Below are 21010 nucleotides of genomic sequence, written 5' to 3'. Positions count from 1 at the left end.
CACCGAAAAGTTTCGTACTTTATTGTCATAGTTCTAATCTTTATTGTTCGAGTTTCAAACTTTGTTGTCCACCGACAGCAAACTGGTTTCTGTTGCATCTATTTCTGATGTTGAAAAGTCCTTCAATGGACTCGCTATAGTCGAGCCATGCCAGTAGTCCTTTAAAAGACTTGTCTGTTTAGCTATGTTGTACGCTTCGCTCTGAGCGTTGTCATATGGCAAATGTGTATAGTCCTGCTTAGGTGCACTCACACACGCTGTAAGAGAAACTGCACTGACCAATATTGCTAACGTTTTTAAAGACATAATTCCCTGCACCACTAATAATTTAATTACTCTTATTCTACTATCTAAGCTTGCTTTCCTAACTCCTTTTAATCACTTTCCCATCACAGAAAATGACATACTTTATTTTGTTTCTATTTACTGCCTCTTGCACCAAGTGTTCGCCCAAAACCCCTAAACTCTCTAGCCTAAACTGACAATATATTGTTCTGTTCGCACAGATATCAGACTTAAAGTAGTCTTCTAGGGTTCCTGCACAACTTGCGAACGCGACACTGTTATTACTCATTACTCACCTATCAATTCTGTTGCTCGTTCCATGCATCTTCATAAGCATCTCTGCGAACTTCATCCACATCAATGTCGTCAAATCTATCCGTGTTTTTCTCTAATACATTCTGGCGCTCTGTCTCAGTGGTGTCACCATAGTTAAGTAGCGAACCACTACCGGTTAAACGCTCAATATCAATAACATCGTTTTGGATAAAGTTATCCGTTTCAATGAGTATTCCTACCCATTCATCTAGATTCACTTGATCCCAATCTACGTTGCCAATGTCTTCTATGCTTAATCCCGAACAGTTTGGATTCTTTGCACTGCCCCAGGACAAACCCATTTGAGGTTGCTGATATATTTGCTCCATCAAAATACGGGAAAGCGGGGAGTCATAGGCACAGTATGATTTTCTCTTTTCAATACACGCTCCTAAAACTTCGGTCTTACAGTACGAACCAAGATAATGGGCTGAAAGTAGCTCCACTTTCATAGCCAAATCGAGTTCTTCTTCTTCACAGGCGAAAACGATGTTTACGAGCAAATTGAAGACTACATATGCTAAATAAGCGTAATAGCAATACATAAGAGCCTGTCCCGCAGCAGCCATTTGTGGTGATGCTCCAAGTACTGCATTACCGGCAGCATCGGTCCCTGCCTGTTGAAAGAACATCCCCGCGACTTCAGGACCAAATGCTTCGGTCAAGAATGCGTTCGTATAGGTCATCATAGATTGAGCCATTGCATTCACTGCACCTTCACCAACAGCTTCTGTACCTTGTTGAGCAACCACATCAGCACCAGACGTAAATGTGCTCTGTACTGCATCAAAAGCTGTACTAGCGGCTTCGCTAGTCCAATTTGAAGCGATATCCCAAACTCCCGTATAGCCGTCTAAGCCAAACACCTGCCCTGTGAGGGAGTCCATACTCATCATGTGTCTTGTCAAAGTGATGTAATCACCAAGCGAAACGGTGACTGGCGATTCACAACAGTCCTGCATGCCACCAACCGCTTGCTTGCATTCCATTGCCTCACCTTTAAACAGTTCACATTGAACATTCGTTGTGCCTTGACCATCAGACGGTGCGCTACTAGACATCATCCCTAATAGCTGGCTTTGACCTTGAGCAAACATCGCCTTTTGGTAGTCAAATGTTTGAGCTGCATATTCGAACTTCTCACCAATGTATGCATTCATAGTATCTTGAGTGACACTATCTTCCGGCTCTGCAACTTCTTCTGCATAAGCTGTCGGCATAAGTGCCGAAGCAAGATGAGAGAAAGGAGCCACGGCATACGCTATTAAAGCCTGAGCCTCATTAGGATTGTTGGCGTCAATGTCGGCGTTCAACTCCAACTTGGTTCGAACTTTTGCTAACGGGCTAAGAGAACCCGACATACAACGGTTTTCGTCGTCACTCCATACAGGAAAACTACTTGGACATGATTGCTCTGCCTCAATATCTAAGCGACATGTATTTGTTGGCGCATAGTAACTAGTCCCTTCGGTGTCACAACTTAATCGCGGTTGAGAGCTTGTTTTCAACTCACACTGACCTGTAATTGTGCTATATGCATATCCATCAGGACAATTAGGGGCAGATGAAATCTCTTTGTAGCAAAGCCCATCATAATATTCGTACCCAGTTTGGCACTGAGGCTCACTTTCAACAATTTTCTTACACTTATTCGACACTGGATCATAACTGTATCCACTTGTACAAATAGGAGCCGTATCGATCTCTTTTTCACACTTATTAGTAGATAAGTTGAAGCTATACCCTGTCTCACAAATTGGGTTACTGTTTACTGTTTTTTCACACTGATTAGTTTGAGTGTTATATCCATAGCCGCTTTGACATAGCGGTGAAGATGTTTGGTGTTTTGTACAAAGCTGTAAATCGTCGTTGTATTGATATCCTGATTGACAGAACGGTGTTGATTCAACGGTCTTCTTACACTTATTCGACACTGGATCATAGCTGTACCCACTTGAGCAAATAGGAGCCATATCGATCTCTTTTTCACACTGATTCGTTGACAGGTTAAAGCCATATCCAGTGTCACAGGTAGGGCTACTGTTTACTGTCTTTTCACACTGATTAGTTTGAGTGTTATATCCGTACCCACTTTGACACAATGGACTTGATACAGTGGTTTTTTCACACATTCCTGATGTGGAGTTATAGCTATATCCGCTTGAACAACTAACGGGCTGTGCACTATAAAACTCACAAACATCCCCCTGCAAACTGTAACCATCTGGACAGGTAGCGATAGCCTCCGTTTCTTTGGATTGTAGTGAGCAGATCTCATAACGTATATTCGAATGACCTGAACCTCCTGCTTTTTGCTCACCTAGACTGTATTCCGTCCCATCATCTCCGATAATGCCATCACCAGTTAAATCAGCAGATTCAGAGTTGACTAAACTTCCATCCCAATACCCATGCATAGCAACAGGAATACCAAACGTAGGGTGCAAGGCGATATGAACAAAGTTGTTATCGTCATACCTACATTCTGTGTATTCATCTATACATACGTTTGTTGATCCAAAAACGCCACCGTTAGCACATGAATACTCAGGCGATGTAGTTAACACTCTCTCACATTGCCCATTATTCAAAGCATATCCGCTTGGGCAGTTAGGAGCTGATGTTGCTGTGCCTTTACATTGATCATTAACTAATGTGGAACCAGATGGGCATGTAGCGTTGCTTGCTAAAGTTACACTACACACACCATTTTCAAGTGTTTGACCTGATGGACACTCAGCTTGCTCAACAAGCAATCCATTACAACGATCATTTTCTAAAGATGAACCGCTAGGACACGTTGCATTGCTAGTTAAAGTTTGGCTACACATTCCGGCTTTTGAATCAAAGCTTTGCCCTGTTTTGCAACTTGGATCAGTTGTTAAAGTAATAGAACAGATATCATCTTCTAGCGTGTAACCCGATGGACACCCTGCTGGCTGAGATAAAGTCACGGTACACACACCATTTTTAAGCGCCTGTCCCGATGGACACTCAGCTTGCTCAACAAGCAACCCATTACATCGATCATTTTCTAAAGATGAGCCGCTAGGACACGTTGCGTTGTTCACTAATGTTTGGCTGCACACTTCTTGACTTGAGATAAATGACTGACCAGAAGGGCATTGAACATCATCAGTTAATGTTGCCGTACAAATATCATTTTCCAAGTTCATCGGATCGTCACAGGTAGCAACGTCATACAACAAACCGTCACAAACACCGGTTTCGGGATTGTAGTATTCATGAGACTTGTCGCAGTTATACGTTACCGGAGTCTCAAGGCGGCAAACATCGTCTTCGGAACTCCACATATCCGAACCCTGAACTAGCACAAATCCATCAGGGCAGGTCACGATAGGAGGTACTTCACAATACCCCGTATTCTCATTCAACTCATGCTCATCTGACGGACAAGTATTTGGCGTAGGTTCACTAACGGTATTAGTACACACCTCATAGAACGTATCAGTACCCACATTCTTACGAGCTTCGCCACAAGTGTAGGCAGTGCCGTTTTTTATGAGAGTTGTACAAGTCAGAACGCTAGGTTCGTTTGCAACAACAGTGTTATTCATAAGCACTTGAATACCGTCACGACGACTTACCGCATAAAAATCGTTGTCGGAATACTCACAAGCTGTTTGCTTCAGACATTTGTTTGTAGTCTTATCGTACACGGCTCCGGTAGGACAAGTTGGAACTGGTTCATACCTATCCGGTGGATTTGTTGGATCGAATGGTCGCTCCGGTATACCCTCGCAAGTCATATCCGCTTGGGCATACCTAAGCATCTCAAGGTAGGCGTTAACTTCGCCAAAATCATTATTGGCTAAATCTCTTTCAGGGTTATAACAGGACTCTCCGATACATTGTATTTGTCCATCACAGCGTAAGACTTCTTCTTCGTGAGCGGTTCCCGTAGAGGCATCAAAACCACAGTCATAGGTATCTAACTGTACATAGCACTCACCGCTAGCACCTTCAGCTCCTTCCACGCACTCTGTCTTTATGTAGCTACATGTTTCGTCATTCTCGTATTTAGCGCACTGGTTGTTATCGACAGTATCATTGTCGAAGCACGTTTTTACACCTTCAGTGTTTGTTGTACATATTTCCCCTTCGTTGAAAGCACAGTTACTCTGAATATCAACACGCTGACAAAATGGACTAATACCTAATCCCGCCAGTGGGTTATCTCCAAAGTTCTCTTCACACACTTTGACGCCATTGATCACACCACAACCATTTTCATCGACAGTGGTTGGCATATTGGCACACGTAAAGGAAGCCTCACAAAACCTATCATCGGCTTGCTGCTTTATTTGGTAGGCTTTATCTATCAAATCTTGGTCTGACCAAGTTTCTTCATACACCAAGTCTTCGACATCATAATTAATGGTTATCTTGGCATAGCCCTCCCCACTACCACTCACTGAAGTGCGATTTTTGAATTCAACAATGGTATTTTCAGGAACGTTACGAAAAGAATTGACCACATTGATATTCGGATTTTTAACCCAACTCGTGCTAAGCTCACAACTTCCGGCCGTTTCAGGCGGGAATTGGTCAGGATATGGTGCATTGTAGACTTTGCTGCTATTTAAATAGATTTGGAACCAGTCATCGAATTTCGCGTAGTCGATAATTGCCGATTGAATAGCTGACGGTTGAATAACTTCAACAGCCATACTTTCTTCAAAAATCTTACAACTCCCCTTCCAGTAGTTGTTCCCAATTGTTCCTAACCATAGAGTAGTGCAGCCATCACCACAGGAACTTATATTGGTTGCTCCTGAACTGTGCTTGATAACACCGACTTTGTACTCATGAAAAACGCTATAGCTCTCTTCGATAGCTGGAAGCTTTTCACAGGTTTTGTACACAGGAACGTGGTAAGAATCACCGCTATACACCAATTCTTTATCAATAGTGCAATTAGCAAAGTCTTGAGCAATTTCTTCTAAGTTATTGAACACATCGTCTGTAGCTGCCCAAATAGGATCATTAGCTAAGTCTGGTTTTTGGTTTGAGATTGATTTCTTTAGAATGTGGTAAGCGCGTTCGCCAGATGTTTCAGCCGTGGCTAGAGTTTTTTCCTCATACTTTTTTTGTGCTGCTTGTCCCTGCATGATGGTCTGAGCATCAGACCCATACACATCTACCCCTGCTGGTAGGTAGTCGTTATCACGTTGCCCCGTTATTTGCTTCTGGCTCATGTACACTTGCCCATCGACCAGAAGATTCCCTTCAGCATCATAGGTAGGGTTTGCTCGTTGATTGAGCATAGATTGAGCAAATGAGTTCGCATTAACTACCGCCTGATCAAACTCCTGCTGAGCATATGCCATGCGTAGCGGCAATAGAGTGGTTGTAATCATCACCACATAGCTAATTAGTTGCCCTACAAACCCATCAAACCTATCTCTTAACATCAAGCAAACCCTATTCTTTCGTCTATTTATGTTGCTTAGGCGGTATGAGCAACAGGCTCATCTTCACCGTCTTCAGTCTTTTCCATCTCCGCTGATTGCACAGCTTTTGTGGTATCCAAGACTTCTTTTGCGATCTCATGGGTAACGCCAATCTTCTCAACAGATTCAATGACCTCTTTTTCTTTACCCGCAGATTTGGCTAAACGCATCGCGGTTTGAGATGCATTGATCACATAGCGAGAAACGTTACGCATATGACTCTGAAGTGCCTTTTGTCGGTCTTTACGTTCACTTGAAGGAATGTGTCCGTTTAACCATGCCTGTTCAATCAAGCTAGTTAAAATGTCGAACTTTTTGATGAGCTGAATGTACTGACCGCACAGTGGCGAGAAGATTAGGTATTCTTCAGAAAACTCTTGTGTCCAAACGATATCGACCATCCCACTGTCTTCAACAATGTTGTTGTAGTGGTTAATCTTCTTGTTGAAGAACTTCATTTTTTCATCGAACAAATCAGCTACTTTTTGGTTAGCAGCTTCGCTAGTCGCTTCATCGCTGATGTAAAACAGGATCACATCAAGTGCATAGATAGCACTCAGCGTTTTATTCATGTACGTTTCAACAGCATTGATAGCTGATTCTGATTTCACACTTAGCATCTTCTTTATTGCAGGGCGTGAATACGCGCGTTTTTCGTTAGTAGCCATATCTATTTCTCCGTTGATTGACTTGAATTATTTTCTATTTGGAGCTGCTTCATTCCGTCAATGATCGTGAATGGCTGACCACACTTAATTGTTGAGGTGCACCCAACCAAGCTGACCAATATCATCGCGTTTAAAAGCCACACTTTACTCATGTGTCATTTTCTCCAAGTTCTGTTTAACCAGGGCAATGTACTCTTGCCTTGCTGCTTCCTTCTCAGGTGTGTTCTCCCAACCTGCGTTGTAAGCTCCCACCGCTTTCCATCCATCCGATGTAATTTCAAAGTTTCCGGCTAATATCCACGCCGAAACCAGCGTGTTTTCGCATGGATCATTCAGCAAGCTTTCTCTCGTGATCCCGTATTTTTTTAGTTTGGGAAACCACCACGAATTGATTTGACATAGACCGTAATCGACAGTCCCGTTAGAGTTTTTTCCATTGATGGCATTGGCTCTCATGCTCGATTCTGTAAAGCAAACCGCTTTTAGCAAAGGAACGCTTACATCAAAGCGCCTACCCGCTTCATCAAAGCAGAAAGACCACGCTGAAAAAGAAATCGTGCAACAAGCAACCAAAGCACTTCTAAGTAACATTGTTCGCACCTCACATTAGTAGTAGGTGGTGCAGCAATCGTTGTATCGCCACAGCATGTAAATCGCATCTTCTTGGGATGGTATGTTTCGCCATTCTCCCCACAGCAATGATGGTTCGCCTATCTCGTGCGCCTCGTTCCTTTCGGCTACGGGATACATCATGTTCATTTTGTATTGTGATTTTGGAATAGTTGGAAAAAGGGGAGCATCACACAGGGCATCATCACCAGTGGTTTTTCTCGCTAGTAGTCTTCGGTGTAGAGCTGCAACTGAGCGCGTTGCTAACAAGCTTGTTTTTGTGGCAATAGAACTTTTAGTCGATACAAAGCCAGAAAGCGGATAGATACCACCCCATGCCCCTGCGCACCAAAACAGCTCATCCATTGACTTACCAACAGCAGCAGCAGCCCCATCAGCAAGACATGACGCTAACGCGATAGGATTACCAAACAGCGCAGCTTCAGGATTAGAAAATGCCGCCAATTCAGCATCATTCCATGTTGGATCGAGTTCGCTAACATAAAGTAAATCCATAGACATGAACCCATCACCACAACGGTTAGCGACAACCATTTCAAGCATTAATAGCAAGGGGTAAGCAAAGTAGTGATAGTGCCAAAAAGCGTTCTGAGCGCCTTGACCACCCTCTTGCTCATTTTGTCCAGTAGATCCCCTCATGCGTCCATTAGTCATACCCATTTCAGCACCACCTAATGACATCATGCAGTCGGGTTCACGTACCAGCTCAATGAGCCTAGCCGGTTCATACATTGATTGTGTAAATCCTGGTACTGCTATCCCCAAGTCATCTTCACATGCACAGAATGCTTTTTTTGTAGCGTCACTAGGCGCACCATTTCCACTTGGGCTAAGGTTGACTCCTGCTAATCGGATTGGATACATGGCATTCCACGGAACGTCAGTAAACATAGACCCATCTAATACCCCACCATCACGACATTCACCGAGTTGTGCTACATCGTCTGCTAGTGTCATTTCACTAAACGTGATTGCTCCTAGAGCAACAGCTAACGCTACTTTCTTGAGCATGTAAAAAGTCTCAGTCTTCCATTTTGGTTTCACTGATAACAAAGACTTTTCTTTGATGATCAGCAGTTACGATGCTTGGTACGACTTGCAAATCAAACGCTGTGACTAGCTCTGGTTTTAGCTGATACACAGATGCATTGAGTTGTCTTTCTACCGACTTAACAGCATCCCATTTAAGGCTTCTATCAAAACGTGTTGCGATAAATTTGGTTCGTAGCGGTGATTCCGGTAATGACTGAACAAATTCCATTTGCTTACGGTCAGTTGGATCGAACACGACTAGTCGTTGAGTAAATGGGAGGGTATTCAGGCGATTAATTCTCTCTCCTGCGAACGCAATAACATCACCGTTCGGAGTGACAATATCTTCACGGACAACTACTTCCGGCACAAAGCTGCGTACTAGTGTTTCAGTAGCGTTCGGTAATGCAGTAAACGCTACGTTATCCCAAAACCTATCCTTTGCATCAGCAATCAACGCTTCCTTATCGAGCAACGCTGCACGTTCTTTTAGAACCTCAGTTAGATCTCTTTCAGATATCTTAACCATGCTCCCAAAATTTCCTAAATCACCTCGTTTTCCCTTTTCAAACTCAGTTTTTAGGTAGTTAGGGTTAACCAACCCAGCAGCAGAGAGAACAACCGAGTCCCCTTTGTACATAAGGATTTGAGGTGCATATTCAGCGTTAATATTTTGGAATGGTCGCGGATCTAGATTCACGTTAGGAACTTCAGGGAGGTCTTTAATAAGCCCAATAATTCGCTTACCAACATCGGTAATTGTCTTTTCTGTTGGCAAGATACCTCTTACAACAAAAGACACATCGTTGCGGTGAGACAACGATTTGAATAAGTGTTTAAGCTCACGTTTGCCCATAGCATCACTAACTAAAATCACATAGTGGATATCGGTTTGAGGCTCAACACCATCTTGATGTTCGGTTGCCACTTTAGTTGAAAAGGTTGCCGAGTGTATTGCTTCATTTTTGCGCAGCAATTTGTTCATGTACTCATCACCCAAAGCGTTCTGTCCTTGGGTTAATGCAGTTTGTTTGGACTGAACAATGCTATCAGGCATGCTCGAATATTCGGCACTGCTATCAGCGAATGCGGTGCCGGAAAACAAAATAAGGCTCAAGAGTGTTTGCTTAGCAACTACCATAACGGAATCGCCTCACCAACGATTTCATTGATATCTGCCGTTCCCCAATAGCGGGAGTCAAAACTACGCTCAGCCGGTGCAGTGAAAAACACTTCGTTATCTTTAAGGTGGTAGCTCTTATATAGAGCTTCCTGATCCACGCCAAGCTTATCTATCAATGGGTAGTCATCAGTAATGCGCTCATTATTAATGAAAACTCCTTTCGCATTCTGAATGACCTCATCACCTGGCAACCCTACTGCATATTTCGTTATAAGCATGTTGTCCTGATAGAACGGTGTCATACCCTTTGCTTTAAACGTATAGATTTTTCCATGCTCAATTTGACCGTAGTTTCTCTTTAGTAAATACACGGAAAACTCAGGGATACATCTCTCACTAGCGTCCTTGCCATCAACCACCAACAAATAGTGCTTAGTTAGTGTTGTAACTGCTAGGTGGAACGTAAAAATCATAGCAATTGCAACCCAAACCATTTTTATCGGGAAATTCAATGGATGAGCACGTTTAGTCTCTGTTCCTGTCATCACACCCTCACTACTCATTGACCACCCCATCATCTTCTACCAAGTGAAGCGTTGGTTTACTCTTACTCGGCATCTCAAGGACTTGTGCATCCATCATGGAAATAGTTTGAGTCACAGGCTCATCTAGAAATTCAGGGCGTTCTACAGGAAAGCGGATCATCTGCCTATCCTGTGCGACCTGCTTCATGGCTTGTGATAGTGGAACGTTATTTTTGGTGTACGATTCAATCGCTTGGTTATCTTGCGCTCGTGTTGAGTACATCATGATACGAACCGGATCTACAATAAGCCTTCCGATACCCATGCCAGCATTGGTATTGAAGAAAATTTCTGAGTAATGCCCAATTTCAGTAGTTACCTTCTTCAACAACTGATAACCAGCCGGTGGCAATGCCATCAAATCGTCTTTTTTAGCATTAGCAATGGTTGAATCTTTTTGCTTCAGGATAAAGGTGTTTGCAGCGTTCTCGGCAATCGCTTTACCTGATGATGATTTTTGCAAGTCCATAATTGACTGTGTAACGACAATGCCGCACCCACCATACTTACGGAAGCGTCGAAAACCTTTTTCAACGAATGCTTCAACAGCTTTCGAGTTACCAAGCAAGTCCCAAGCTTCGTCAATGATAACCAAACGTTTTACGTCACGGTTTTCTTTGAACTCGTGGTACATCGAGTGCGAGATTTGAACCATCAATAGGAAAAGAACTACCGCTTGAAGGCGAGGACGCTCACTCAAACCATCCAATTCGAGCACGTTGAAGTTCCCATTGAACTCTACGTTGTGTGGTTTATCGAAATACTTACCAAACTGCCCATCAGAACAAAACGCACTTAGCTGTTTGCCCATGTCACGAACACGAATATCCTCGTCTTCTAAGCATTTAGCGCGAATATCGTCAATCTTGGCTGACTGACGTTTCTCATTCCAAACCTGAGTTAAGATTCGCTCCATTTCGGAAGACTGTAGATCGGTCGGAGACTCTTTCGTGAATGCCATAGCAATCAAACAACCAGACAGCATTTCCAAAGAATCGAGAAATGCTTCAGGATCGGAGTCATCGATCATTGTGAAAGGGTTAAGGCTTAGGTCTGAGCCAGAGTCAAATGCAGTAAAACTCCCTCCAAGGCTACTTGAAAGTTTCTTGTAGGATTCACCTGCATCAATCGTCCAAACCTTATTACCTGTATTGAGGTAGGAGCGAATAATTTCGTTAGTTAGAAATGACTTACCAGCTCCCGACTCTGCAAAAATCACACAGTTAAAGTTGGTTTTTGAATCATAGAGGTCAATATTCATCAACTGCCCTGTTCGACTCACAAACTGTAACATTGGGGTTCCAGTACCTTTCCACTCAGCAAAGAGAGGAAGTATCGGTAGTGCATGGTTAGAAGCCATCGTGAAGTAGCGACGAGAGTGTGCTACAGCATGGTTACAAGCCCCGAACGGCATCAATTGGATGAATGACGGTACAGAGAATGAATCCTCTGACACCATCGTTACCCCTGATTGCTTCATGTAAGACTGTAAACCAGTGATACCGGCTTCAGCATCTTCTTCAGTTCGACCAAAGACAGCAGCCGAAAGCGTCACTTTGATCGCTTTACCCTTGTCCTGTAAAGATAATGAAAGTTCTTCTAAGTCAGCTTTCATATCCTTGATTTTCGGGGCAAAGTTAGTCAGTGAACTGAACGACTGTTTGATGTAATGACTTTTCTTAGTCTCTACTTGTCCTTTCTCTTTTGCATGGTCAGCGTAATGAATATTCACGGTGATCATGAAATTCTGGTTTACACAGCCTTGTCCATCGAATGGATCACCAAACCACTTAAATGCTTGACCGGTATAAGCTTTACGGGGAAAACGACGAACCGTGAGCATTTTCACAAATGTTGGGTTCTTTTTAGTACCAAGTACAACCCCATCCTGTGTTTTGAACACGCCAGTATTATATTGAACAAACTGTTCATTAAGCGTACTAAACTCATCAACAGGTAGTTGTTGCGTAGTTCGCCACTCAGCGTCTTCCTGCCAGTTCATGACCGTATTCATAATATTGACCAGCATTACGCTGTTCATTCGTCGTGGTGCAAGCTGCGCTTTAATCAAACGCTGTTCCATCGTTCTCTGAATGGACTGAATCTCCTGAATTTCTTCGGGATTCACATCCAATGACTCTACAGGCAGTTTGAATGTCACAAGAAGCTGGAAATTACGGACTTTCGTATTCTGAACAACCTCTGCCGAATCGCGTGTAGCTGACCATAGATAGCCTAACGCATTGTCATGAACCTCTCGATGCAAAACCTCTCGGCAAGAACTTCTCAGATAGTCAGAGCCTTTCAGGAACTCCCTAACATCAGGGCTAGCCCACAAAGAAAAGCTAAGCAAAGATTTAGTAGGGTACGGATCTTGAGATAGTAACAATTCGATTGTTGATAGCATTTGTGTGTCCCAACCACTAGTTGGCTGACAAACGAAGCTGAACGCCAGCATGTTGTCATCGCACAAAAACAGGTCAGTATCAGCATCAAACGCTAGAGGTCGAAATAAACGACTTGCTTCATTCTCATTAAACTTATAATCAAACATCGTTTATCTCCCTATTTAGTATTCTTTCGTAACCAGCCCAATAACTCGGTAGGCATTCCCACATGGAAAACGTCATTGGGGGCAATAAGCGTTGGTGACTCTTTGATATGTAGAAACTGTGTTAAGCCAAAGCTATTCATTACTTGCACTTCCCTACATTTGCGTTTGCCATAAGCAAACTGCTTATCAACAACCTTTTCTATTACTTGGTCAGTTGAAAGGGTTTGTGTCTCACATGCAAAAGAGAAGAACGGCTTAATGTTCGATTGGGACATTGCGGTAAATATGTAACGAATCTGGTAGTCAGCCGCATACTTGTTTAACAAGTACATTTCGTTGGCTGAATGCTCCAAAAATGGATCAAGAAAAACCGTCAGTACCTCCGATTTTTCTGGATTCACTCTTATGTCTACAACATCGGTTGTGTTTACATTAATGATTTGAATTGGGATCTTCTTTGCGGCGTCATGTAGCTGTGATTTGCTGTTAATCTCAGTGTTTTGCCACATATCATATAGCTGCCCTTTGATAACCCATCGAGGGTTATCGGTTAGTACTACGGACTCACTACCACCAAAGACAACAACAGATTTTGCATTGGGTAGTTTTTCGGCTTTACTCGCCTGAGTTAAGGATGCTTTTAGCTGTTCTTGAGCACCGTTGGTAGCTAAGGCAGGGGATGCAATCAAAGTTAAACAAAGAGTTGCAGGAATTAGTTTAGTGAATTTCATTACATCCCCCTAAATATTAAAGTACTGCTGAGAACATGCTGTTAATGATGTCTGGTGTGTAGTTCATACCTAGAGCAGCACCAACACCAACAGCAAATGCCATTAGACTTTGACGCATAATACCGATGACGATACCGACAATAACGAATGCGATAGACACACCTTTACCTAGAGAACCTTCTAGCCAATCAGTCATTTGATTCACCCATGAATCAAATGTTGTGTCCGTACCCGCAGATGCGAACGCACTGAATACCACTGCCAGAACAACTAATGACAAAGCGAACTTCATCTTCATCAAGTTATTTTCTGTAGCCGTAAAACTTACGTTGTTGTTAGTTGCGATCATTTTTTTCTCCGTGTGGTTTAAATGATTAGTTGTTATCAAAAGTTGTTTGTAGTTTTGCTTTCTCGGTTTTTGGTACTCGATATTCCTTCACACTTCGCTGTTCTGATTTGGAAGGGTTTACCAAGGACTTTGTCACCGGTGGAGCAATTCTCGTTTTTAAATTGGGATTGACAGTGCCAAGCTCCCAACTGCGTTGTTCGATATCGGTGTACACCATCGAAGACAAATGAAGGTCATCATTTGTATCGACAAAAGGTGCAACCCAAACACGTAAGACTTTCACATCTTTTCGCAGTACATCCCCATCGAAACTGAATGATTGAGGTACGTAATTAAATTTTGCCCCATAGGTGGAAATTTCCGAAATCCCTGAAGCAACTTTTTTATTTTTTTGTTTATTTTCAATATCTTTAAGCTCATCAAGTGTAATTTGTCTTGGTTCACCATCTTCGATATAAGTCAGAGTGTCATTCGTTACTAACGTGCCATCAGTCGCCTTATAGATAGTTCTAGATGAACCACAAAGAGCGTTTTCATCGCCAGCAGAACAATTAAATTCACTCTGACCAACTGCACAGCCACCCAATAACGCCGCAGATAGCAGCACACCAATAGCTTTAACTAAATTCATAACCCAGTCCCATTTGTCACAATCATGTCCACTACTCGACCCGCACCGACTTCAATAACCGGATGCATCGCATCGGCTAGTTCCATGTAGTAGTCAGCGAGTCTATTCATTGCGTCTGACGCACCTTTTGCCGCACCACCTTGTAATGCATCGGTACTAAAGACATCTTGATACTGTGTTTGCCCATTCGACGTTGTGGACAAAACAGGGACAGGGTTCACATCAAACATGCTGGATAAACCGGCAGCAAATCCTGCCATCATCGAGTTGGCAAGAATCTTTGAATTACGAGTAACTAACGTCCCTTTCAGACCATTTTTGCCATCTTCGCCAACAGCAAAGCTCCTGAAGTCAGCCTCGATAACTTCCCCATTAACTTTCACACAAGTAATTGACTCGCCACGCAACATGGCACGTTCTGAACTCAAGTCACCATAGCCAGCCATTAGAGCAAAGCATTCGTTTACCTCATCAAGCACAGCAAAGTTAGGTAAGATGGCTTCCTTCTTTATGCGAACCAAAACAGGAATAGGCTCATCGGCAGCTTTAGCACTAGTCGGAGCATCAAGACCTGTAATCAAAACGCCAGTGAGAATAGAACCTCTCGGCAAATAAATTTCAGGCTCGGAGTCATCTTTCTCAGGGGTAGTGTCCTCGACAATCGTAAATAGTCCTTCTGATCTAGTGTCTGTCTCAGCTACATGTCTAGGTGAAACCACTACATTGCGATCTCCCTGGTAACTTGATGACTCCCCGAAGCTCGGCTCCTGTCTACCACCATATGAAAATGAAGTACTCGATACCTTTCGCCTTTCAGGGTTCACTTGTAAATCTGGATGCTTGATCTCACCACTTCCCTGTTCTCTTACTGCATCAAGTTCATTGGAATAAGTTAATTGCTTATCTTTAAAAGCAGCTTGTTCTTGACGCAATTTTTCGAGTTGATCATTTAGCTGAGCTATTGTTCGTTGTGCGTTGCGAACATCATTGTTCAACCTCTTTGTGTCTTGAACCTTGTTTTCTAAGGATTCATTTTTCTTGTTGAGAATTTCCACTTCCTTTTCATAGTCATCCATCTTTCGTTTCTGCTGCACCAACTTATCGTTGATAGCTTCGATACCGAACTCTCTAGAATTGCGATCAGTGATGATGTTTTCTACTTCTGGTTTAGCTCTCGGTCTAGACCTCTCAGGTTCTAGGATGGTCATGATCGCTACCGCTGCAACAAAGACACCTACTACAGCTAGGACAACGTAGACACGACCTTGCTGTGATGGAGAGAAGTATTTGTTCATGAACTTGAGCTTCATTGTGAACCTCCCAATAGAGACTGGCGTTTTCGCTCGGCTTTAGCTGGAACTTTCACTCGATGATACATAACCAAAACTTCAGACTTTTGTTTTGGCATTAGCTGATACGTTGGATAAGCAACTACCGCTACGACACCTTCTTCATAACAGAGGTTTTCTTTGAACTTTACGGGACGCGACGACTTATTTACGACTGTACCAATCGACACAACATAATCACCACCAGAGACAAACTGACCATTATAAAAATCAAAGCTCAACTCTAACTGCTGACACTTCGGCAGATAGCTAGCGTTTACATTTTCAACTTGATAACCGGCAGGTAGATTTCCGGTAGCAATACCAGACATGATCGACACAATGGATTCAGTGCGAGGCGACGAACGCTCAAACCTTCGAGCAATCTCAGATCCTCCTTTGATTCCACCTTTCAACACAACTTCTTGTGGTGGCACAGGCATTGGCTTAAACACAACATCAATCGCTGCTGACTGATCACCCGATTCAGTTATAAATCCCCCGATATTGGTGTTGAGCTTCGTTGCCAAGTACACGACATTTCCTCGAACGCTATGCGTTATTCCTTCACTCTTATCAATCTTCAGCGAAGGTTTCTTAAATGGTGTGACTATACGGTTAGGATGACGATTCGAAATAACATACAAACCTTGCTCTTTATTTTCTGAGCTTGTCGCTTGCTGCGCCGCTGTACTGTTCGAATTGAACTTAGCCATATCCGTTGCACTTGCCAGAGATGATGCTCCACAAACTGCCAAGAGTAAGGACACTTTTTTAATCGGGGTCATCATTTATCTGCCTCCAACTTCTTACGGTTTTTTTGCTTCCATTCACTGTCATGTGGAACGTCGTCGTACACATCTATGTAATCAAAAGTAGGTGTGTAATTCTGGACATCGAAAATGAACTCATAGGTACGAACATACTTATCCGCCTTTCCTGTCATCCCCTGCATTGAACCTTTACCGGTAACAAAGGTTTTACCGTCCTCAACAAACGCACGTTCCGCTGAAAACTTCATGGTCACTTCTTCTTCAACTAGGCTAGCTATTTGGTAAGCGATAAGGTCATTAACCTTGTGATAGATTTCAGGAGAAGCGAAAGGTGCCACGGCTGACTCTACGTATGAAGCTGAAGCCGGTGTAATGTTTCCTAACATTCCTGCCAAGTAGAAACCTAAGCGTCGATGATTCGCTTCATTCATTGAACTAGACGAAATCTCTGACTCCTGACACGACTCATTTAAGTTGTTTATAACAACGGTATCTTTCTGGAAGTTCCCCCAAAGTGACACGCCGAGCATGACTACTAACCCCGCATTGGCGTAGCTTATTGCCGCACTCTGACCTCTCATTTCAGAAAAGCTTTTTTTCAAATTTTGGAAATTCATGGTTTATCCCTAAGTCGTTTGCTACGAATGCCACTCATCTACTAACGGAGGCTGCATAGAACTACGCTGTTCTACCTTCTCAAATGCAAACCCCATTTCACGGAAACGATGAATGAAGTAGCCCCTCGGCTTACCATCTCGAATCCTGATATAAGTGACCTTGGCAAAATAACCTGCCAGCAGCCCAAGCATGGGAGAGTTAATAATGATGCCCACGACTAGCCCAATAGCTACTGTTGCAATTTCATCGTACTGCCAGATTAGAAAATGGACGGGTTCATCAACTAGATCCGGCATTGAGATAGGTTTTTCATCCGACATTTAAACGCCTCGTATTTATTGCCTTTCTCATATGTTAATGATGCTTTTAAATTTCCAAAATCGACGGAGAAAGAAAGACTTCACAGTGGGCGCAATTATCTAAGGGGTAAAAAAAAGCGACAACTTAACAAAGTTAAGCTATCGCTCTATCTAAATGAATTGATTGTACGTTTTATGTATTTGGTAGATTTTAAGGTTTGGTTAAAAGAGCATAAAGGCATGAACAACTTTTTCTATGAGTGTTCATCGAAAAGGTCTAAGTCATATGCGATTTGTATAAACAAGTCCGACAAAGTGTAATCACCTTTTTCATGCTTCCAGCTAGGATCACTTAAAGTATCTATGCCTTGTGATATTCCATCTGAGATATCAGAGAAAGAGTCGCTTGCTAGCTCAAAAACCGCCTTCAGTTCCTGTCTTGAAGGAGTATATTCCAGATTGTGTGCTAACTTATTTCTCATCTTATTGATTGCATTCATTGTGGTTTGCTGTGGTTTCGTAAATATACCTACTTCGAAACACAGCCCAACAAGACCAGAGAACTTTAGCTTATCTGCGTAATTACCTAACCCTTGGTCATACTTAGCTACTGCTTTTTTCATTAATGACTCAAGCACCAAATGACCGACAACAAAGCCTGAAAGAAAGTCCGAATTTTCAATCGTATGAAATAAATAGTCATCTAACTTCAACGAACTTTCCTCTATTCAGTATCAACAACCGAAATTGGAATGCCATTGATAACATCTCCAACTTTCCACCCCGTTTTATCTAGGATTTCTTGCAGTGTACCTTCTGGAACTTCAAACCAATAACAATAAGTCATTTCGTCATGACTACCGGTATCTGCATTAAGTTCAACGTCCATTTCATCCCATTCTTCATCAGTAATCCCCAGATGTTGAGAAAGACGACTTTCTGGTTTTTTTACAAGCGATTCTTTAAAAAATCCTGTAGTACGCTCTTCTCGAACCGTTTCGTTGCAATAAGGACAATCAATAGGCTCACGACAAGCCCCACAAATCCCACCGCCTCCAACTTCGGTTACTGTAAAAAGAGCACCACAGAAAGGACATTTTTCTGCCATGAATTAACCCCACCTAATAGTTAGCTGCCAATTCTTTCACTACCTGAGTTTGACTCGCTATCTCTTTCTTAACGCTTGAAACGCTCTCTAATAAAGCCTGAGCCCTTGCGTCCCTACCCTGCTCTATACGCTCATCGTTACCTAAATAGTTTGCAGAATGCTCAAGAGCTTTGTCATATTCACGCTCACGCTCCTGCAACTCATTAATTAGCTCTGTCAACCTTTGATTGGCTTCATTAAGCTTAATAGCCTTATTACTCATGTCGCTGAACAACAAAGATTGAAACTTTTCTGTTACGCGGGGCAGATTGCTACGTGACACTATAGCAAAGAACTGACAATAAAGATCAAAACTCAATTTCACTCAATAGGCCAACTCAAAGCAAGAAGTAACAATAAAGTTCGAAACTTTTCGACGCTTTTTGTCATAGTTTGTCTTTTGCTGTAGCAAGCTTTTGCCCCTTTCCTGCTTAGAGTCGTTACTCTTTATCAAACAAAAATGAATATATTGACCAACAATTTCTAATGTTGGATGCTTATGCAAAGTCAGTTTCATTGTAATGTCAAACGTTGTATAAGAGTCAGAATCTAAGCTGTAGGATTAAACATGCCATCAATAGCTGATTTCATTCTCTCGATTTCATCAAGTAGAAAGTTTGATTTATATGAATTTCTCATCTCATCAATTACTACTGGTATTACATTTTTATTTGCATTACTAAATAGATCATTACCTTCTGAAGCTTTTGCTAACGAATGTCGAGCCATCATAAATAGTGATTGGATATGAGATTCGTGGACACGAGGCAAAACTAGATAGCATATCCTTTCACACTCATCTTTTGTTAAGTCTCTTTTCATTATCATTGCACCATGAGCCATGATGTAGGCTAGCGTATTGTGATTAATCGCGAAAGCCGAATCTAATTTTTCAATAATTTCTAGTTGTGATTTAAGATCGTTCTTTAGTATAGATGCTGATGTATCTATAGTAGGGTCAGAAGAATTAATTTTTTTCTTGTTAATTATATCTTGATTAAGATAGCTTGAAATTCTTTTATCCTGAATCTTACTTGAATTCCTTCCCAGTTTTTCGAATAGCCAACTTATCATATACTAACCTCTTTATCAGTTTATAAAAATATCATTTTAAGCATCACTTAAGGAAAAGCAAAATCAGGCTTTGTTCCTCTCTACGTCTTTTTCTTGCTTGTCCTTGAATTCACAAGTATGACTACAGTAACCATTTCTTGTACCTCTAGGGGGCTTTGTTGCTTAATTCGATGAGAAGACATGGTAGCCCCATGTTGTTCAGTTCTTAAACAACATACTGAGTTTCAGGCATACCTAGCCCTGTAAGCTTGTTCAGCGCTTTGATCATAGCGTAAGTCTCACCAACTTGAGCGTTGTAGTCCCTCAGGCTTAATTTCCCACCTAACAACTGTTTTACCCGATACATTGCTGTCTCTGAGAGCGAGCGCTTATGATAACCATACCGCTTTTTCCATTTCTTGTTAGAGCCGTAGAGCTTCTGGCAACCCACTGCTAAGTTGCGAGGATGTCCTCGTTCCCAGAAGGCTGCCCCTTCTCGTGGCGGAATGAGCGGAACAGCTCGCTTGAGCCGTATGGCATCATGGCAATTCCTTGTGTCATAAGCACCATCGCCTGATATCTCAATGATTTTACGGCGTGTCTGCTTAAGCAAGTTGGGAAGTACTTCGGCATCGGTTACGTTAGATAAGCTCAGCTCTGCTGCGACTATTTCGTGGGTGCTAGTATCTACTGCGATATGCAGCTTACGCCAAACCCTACGCTTCCCGTCAGTACCATGCTTCTTGACCTTCCATTCGCCTTCGCCATAAACCTTGAGGCCAGTGGCATCAATGGCTAGGTGTTGTATCGCACCTCTGGTTTTAGTTTTAAATGAAACCTCAACTTCCTTAGCTCGACGGCTTATACAGGTGTAGTGGGGACAAACTAGCGGGATGTTAGCCAGCTTAAATACCGAGTCTAGAAATCCTTGCAGTGCTCTCAACGGCATAGAGAATATGCGTTTCACCATCAGTGCAGTAGTAATGGCTAAGTCGCTGAATTGGCGAGGTCTGCCGCGCTTGCCTTGTTTGTTTTGCTTCCACTCGGCTATCGCTTCCTCATCAATCCAAAAGGTCAGAGAACCACGGTTTATTAAGGCTTTGTTGTACTGCGTCCAGTTAGTTGTTTTGTAACGAGGTTTAGGCATGAGGCTACGACGATTAATGGGTGTAGCCGATCAGATCGTAGCTTCTTGATTTAGTTCCATCGATTTAAGCAACATATATGGACGCACCTCAGGATGCAATGACTGATTCAATGATACGGTCGCTAACATATATCCGACGTCTTTCTAGGTCTACTATGTGACCTGCGCCATGATGTAATCCGCTCCTCACTGTCTTTTCAAAGCCTCGGTTTCAATAACCTCGTTGCGTTATCAGAGTGTAGTAAGGATGGTTCACCGTTTATTCATCA

The 21010-nt window shown here is 42.5% G+C and carries 20 protein-coding genes; all 20 read right to left on the bottom strand.

What is annotated here, in order from left to right:
• Positions 1–54: 54 nt before the first annotated feature.
• The 20 genes from R7D93_RS23300 to R7D93_RS23205 all read right to left on the bottom strand — a co-directional run bounded on the left by R7D93_RS23300 (position 55) and on the right by R7D93_RS23205 (position 20741).
• A complete protein-coding gene (locus R7D93_RS23300) occupies positions 55–306 on the bottom strand; it encodes a hypothetical protein (protein ID WP_318129529.1) in 252 nt (83 codons plus the stop codon).
• A 278-nt stretch (positions 307–584) separates the two neighbouring features.
• The gene (gene traN, locus R7D93_RS23295; RefSeq protein WP_225492296.1) at positions 585–6035 is read right to left on the bottom strand and encodes a conjugal transfer protein TraN; all 5451 of its coding nucleotides are present in this window, start codon (positions 6033–6035) and stop codon (positions 585–587) included.
• A 35-nt stretch (positions 6036–6070) separates the two neighbouring features.
• Positions 6071–6742 carry a hypothetical protein gene (locus tag R7D93_RS23290; protein WP_025624955.1) on the bottom strand — a complete coding sequence of 224 codons (672 nt, stop codon included), beginning with the start codon at positions 6740–6742 and terminating at the stop codon, positions 6071–6073.
• 144 nt (positions 6743–6886) lie between these two features.
• A complete protein-coding gene (locus R7D93_RS23285; RefSeq protein WP_025624954.1) occupies positions 6887–7333 on the bottom strand; it encodes a lytic transglycosylase domain-containing protein in 447 nt (148 codons plus the stop codon).
• 15 nt (positions 7334–7348) lie between these two features.
• Entirely contained in the window at positions 7349–8383 is a 1035-nt protein-coding gene (locus R7D93_RS23280) for a TraU family protein (protein WP_318129528.1), read from the bottom strand.
• A 10-nt stretch (positions 8384–8393) separates the two neighbouring features.
• Positions 8394–9545, bottom strand: a complete 1152-nt coding sequence (locus tag R7D93_RS23275) for a TrbC family F-type conjugative pilus assembly protein (RefSeq protein ID WP_025624951.1) — start codon at positions 9543–9545, stop codon at positions 8394–8396.
• Complete coding sequence (locus R7D93_RS23270) at positions 9539–10090, bottom strand: S26 family signal peptidase (RefSeq protein WP_180766959.1); 552 nt, start codon at positions 10088–10090, stop codon at positions 9539–9541. Before R7D93_RS23270 ends, R7D93_RS23275 begins: the two co-directional genes overlap by 7 nt.
• Entirely contained in the window at positions 10083–12665 is a 2583-nt protein-coding gene (traC, locus tag R7D93_RS23265) for a type IV secretion system protein TraC (RefSeq protein ID WP_140134604.1), read from the bottom strand. Before traC ends, R7D93_RS23270 begins: the two co-directional genes overlap by 8 nt.
• A gap of 11 nt (positions 12666–12676) precedes the next feature.
• A complete protein-coding gene (locus R7D93_RS23260; RefSeq protein WP_140134606.1) occupies positions 12677–13396 on the bottom strand; it encodes a hypothetical protein in 720 nt (239 codons plus the stop codon).
• Between the two features lie 16 nt (positions 13397–13412).
• Positions 13413–13745 carry a TraA family conjugative transfer protein gene (gene traA / locus R7D93_RS23255; protein ID WP_212733967.1) on the bottom strand — a complete coding sequence of 111 codons (333 nt, stop codon included), beginning with the start codon at positions 13743–13745 and terminating at the stop codon, positions 13413–13415.
• Between the two features lie 25 nt (positions 13746–13770).
• The gene (traV, locus tag R7D93_RS23250) at positions 13771–14376 is read right to left on the bottom strand and encodes a type IV conjugative transfer system lipoprotein TraV (RefSeq protein WP_140134608.1); all 606 of its coding nucleotides are present in this window, start codon (positions 14374–14376) and stop codon (positions 13771–13773) included.
• Positions 14373–15686, bottom strand: a complete 1314-nt coding sequence (locus R7D93_RS23245; RefSeq protein WP_140301936.1) for a TrbI/VirB10 family protein — start codon at positions 15684–15686, stop codon at positions 14373–14375. Before R7D93_RS23245 ends, traV begins: the two co-directional genes overlap by 4 nt.
• Positions 15683–16495, bottom strand: coding sequence for a type-F conjugative transfer system secretin TraK (locus R7D93_RS23240; RefSeq protein WP_318129527.1), 813 nt, complete (start codon positions 16493–16495; stop codon positions 15683–15685). Before R7D93_RS23240 ends, R7D93_RS23245 begins: the two co-directional genes overlap by 4 nt.
• Entirely contained in the window at positions 16492–17094 is a 603-nt protein-coding gene (locus R7D93_RS23235) for a TraE/TraK family type IV conjugative transfer system protein (protein ID WP_140134614.1), read from the bottom strand. Before R7D93_RS23235 ends, R7D93_RS23240 begins: the two co-directional genes overlap by 4 nt.
• A 21-nt stretch (positions 17095–17115) precedes the next feature.
• Positions 17116–17415, bottom strand: coding sequence for a type IV conjugative transfer system protein TraL (locus tag R7D93_RS23230; protein WP_025624840.1), 300 nt, complete (start codon positions 17413–17415; stop codon positions 17116–17118).
• A 233-nt stretch (positions 17416–17648) separates the two neighbouring features.
• Positions 17649–18107, bottom strand: coding sequence for a hypothetical protein (locus R7D93_RS23225; protein WP_140301938.1), 459 nt, complete (start codon positions 18105–18107; stop codon positions 17649–17651).
• 11 nt (positions 18108–18118) lie between these two features.
• Positions 18119–18502, bottom strand: coding sequence for a hypothetical protein (locus R7D93_RS23220; RefSeq protein ID WP_225492290.1), 384 nt, complete (start codon positions 18500–18502; stop codon positions 18119–18121).
• 13 nt (positions 18503–18515) lie between these two features.
• A complete protein-coding gene (locus R7D93_RS23215; protein WP_225492289.1) occupies positions 18516–18860 on the bottom strand; it encodes a hypothetical protein in 345 nt (114 codons plus the stop codon).
• A 230-nt stretch (positions 18861–19090) separates the two neighbouring features.
• Positions 19091–19615 carry a hypothetical protein gene (locus R7D93_RS23210; RefSeq protein WP_225492287.1) on the bottom strand — a complete coding sequence of 175 codons (525 nt, stop codon included), beginning with the start codon at positions 19613–19615 and terminating at the stop codon, positions 19091–19093.
• A gap of 205 nt (positions 19616–19820) precedes the next feature.
• Positions 19821–20741, bottom strand: a complete 921-nt coding sequence (locus R7D93_RS23205) for an IS5 family transposase (RefSeq protein ID WP_012196880.1) — start codon at positions 20739–20741, stop codon at positions 19821–19823.
• Positions 20742–21010 lie beyond the last annotated feature (269 nt).

Source organism: Vibrio sp. YT-15 (assembly GCF_033337445.1).
Taxonomy (GTDB): Bacteria; Pseudomonadota; Gammaproteobacteria; order Enterobacterales; family Vibrionaceae; genus Vibrio; species Vibrio alginolyticus.
This window is presented reverse-complemented; position numbering and strand designations above follow the sequence as displayed.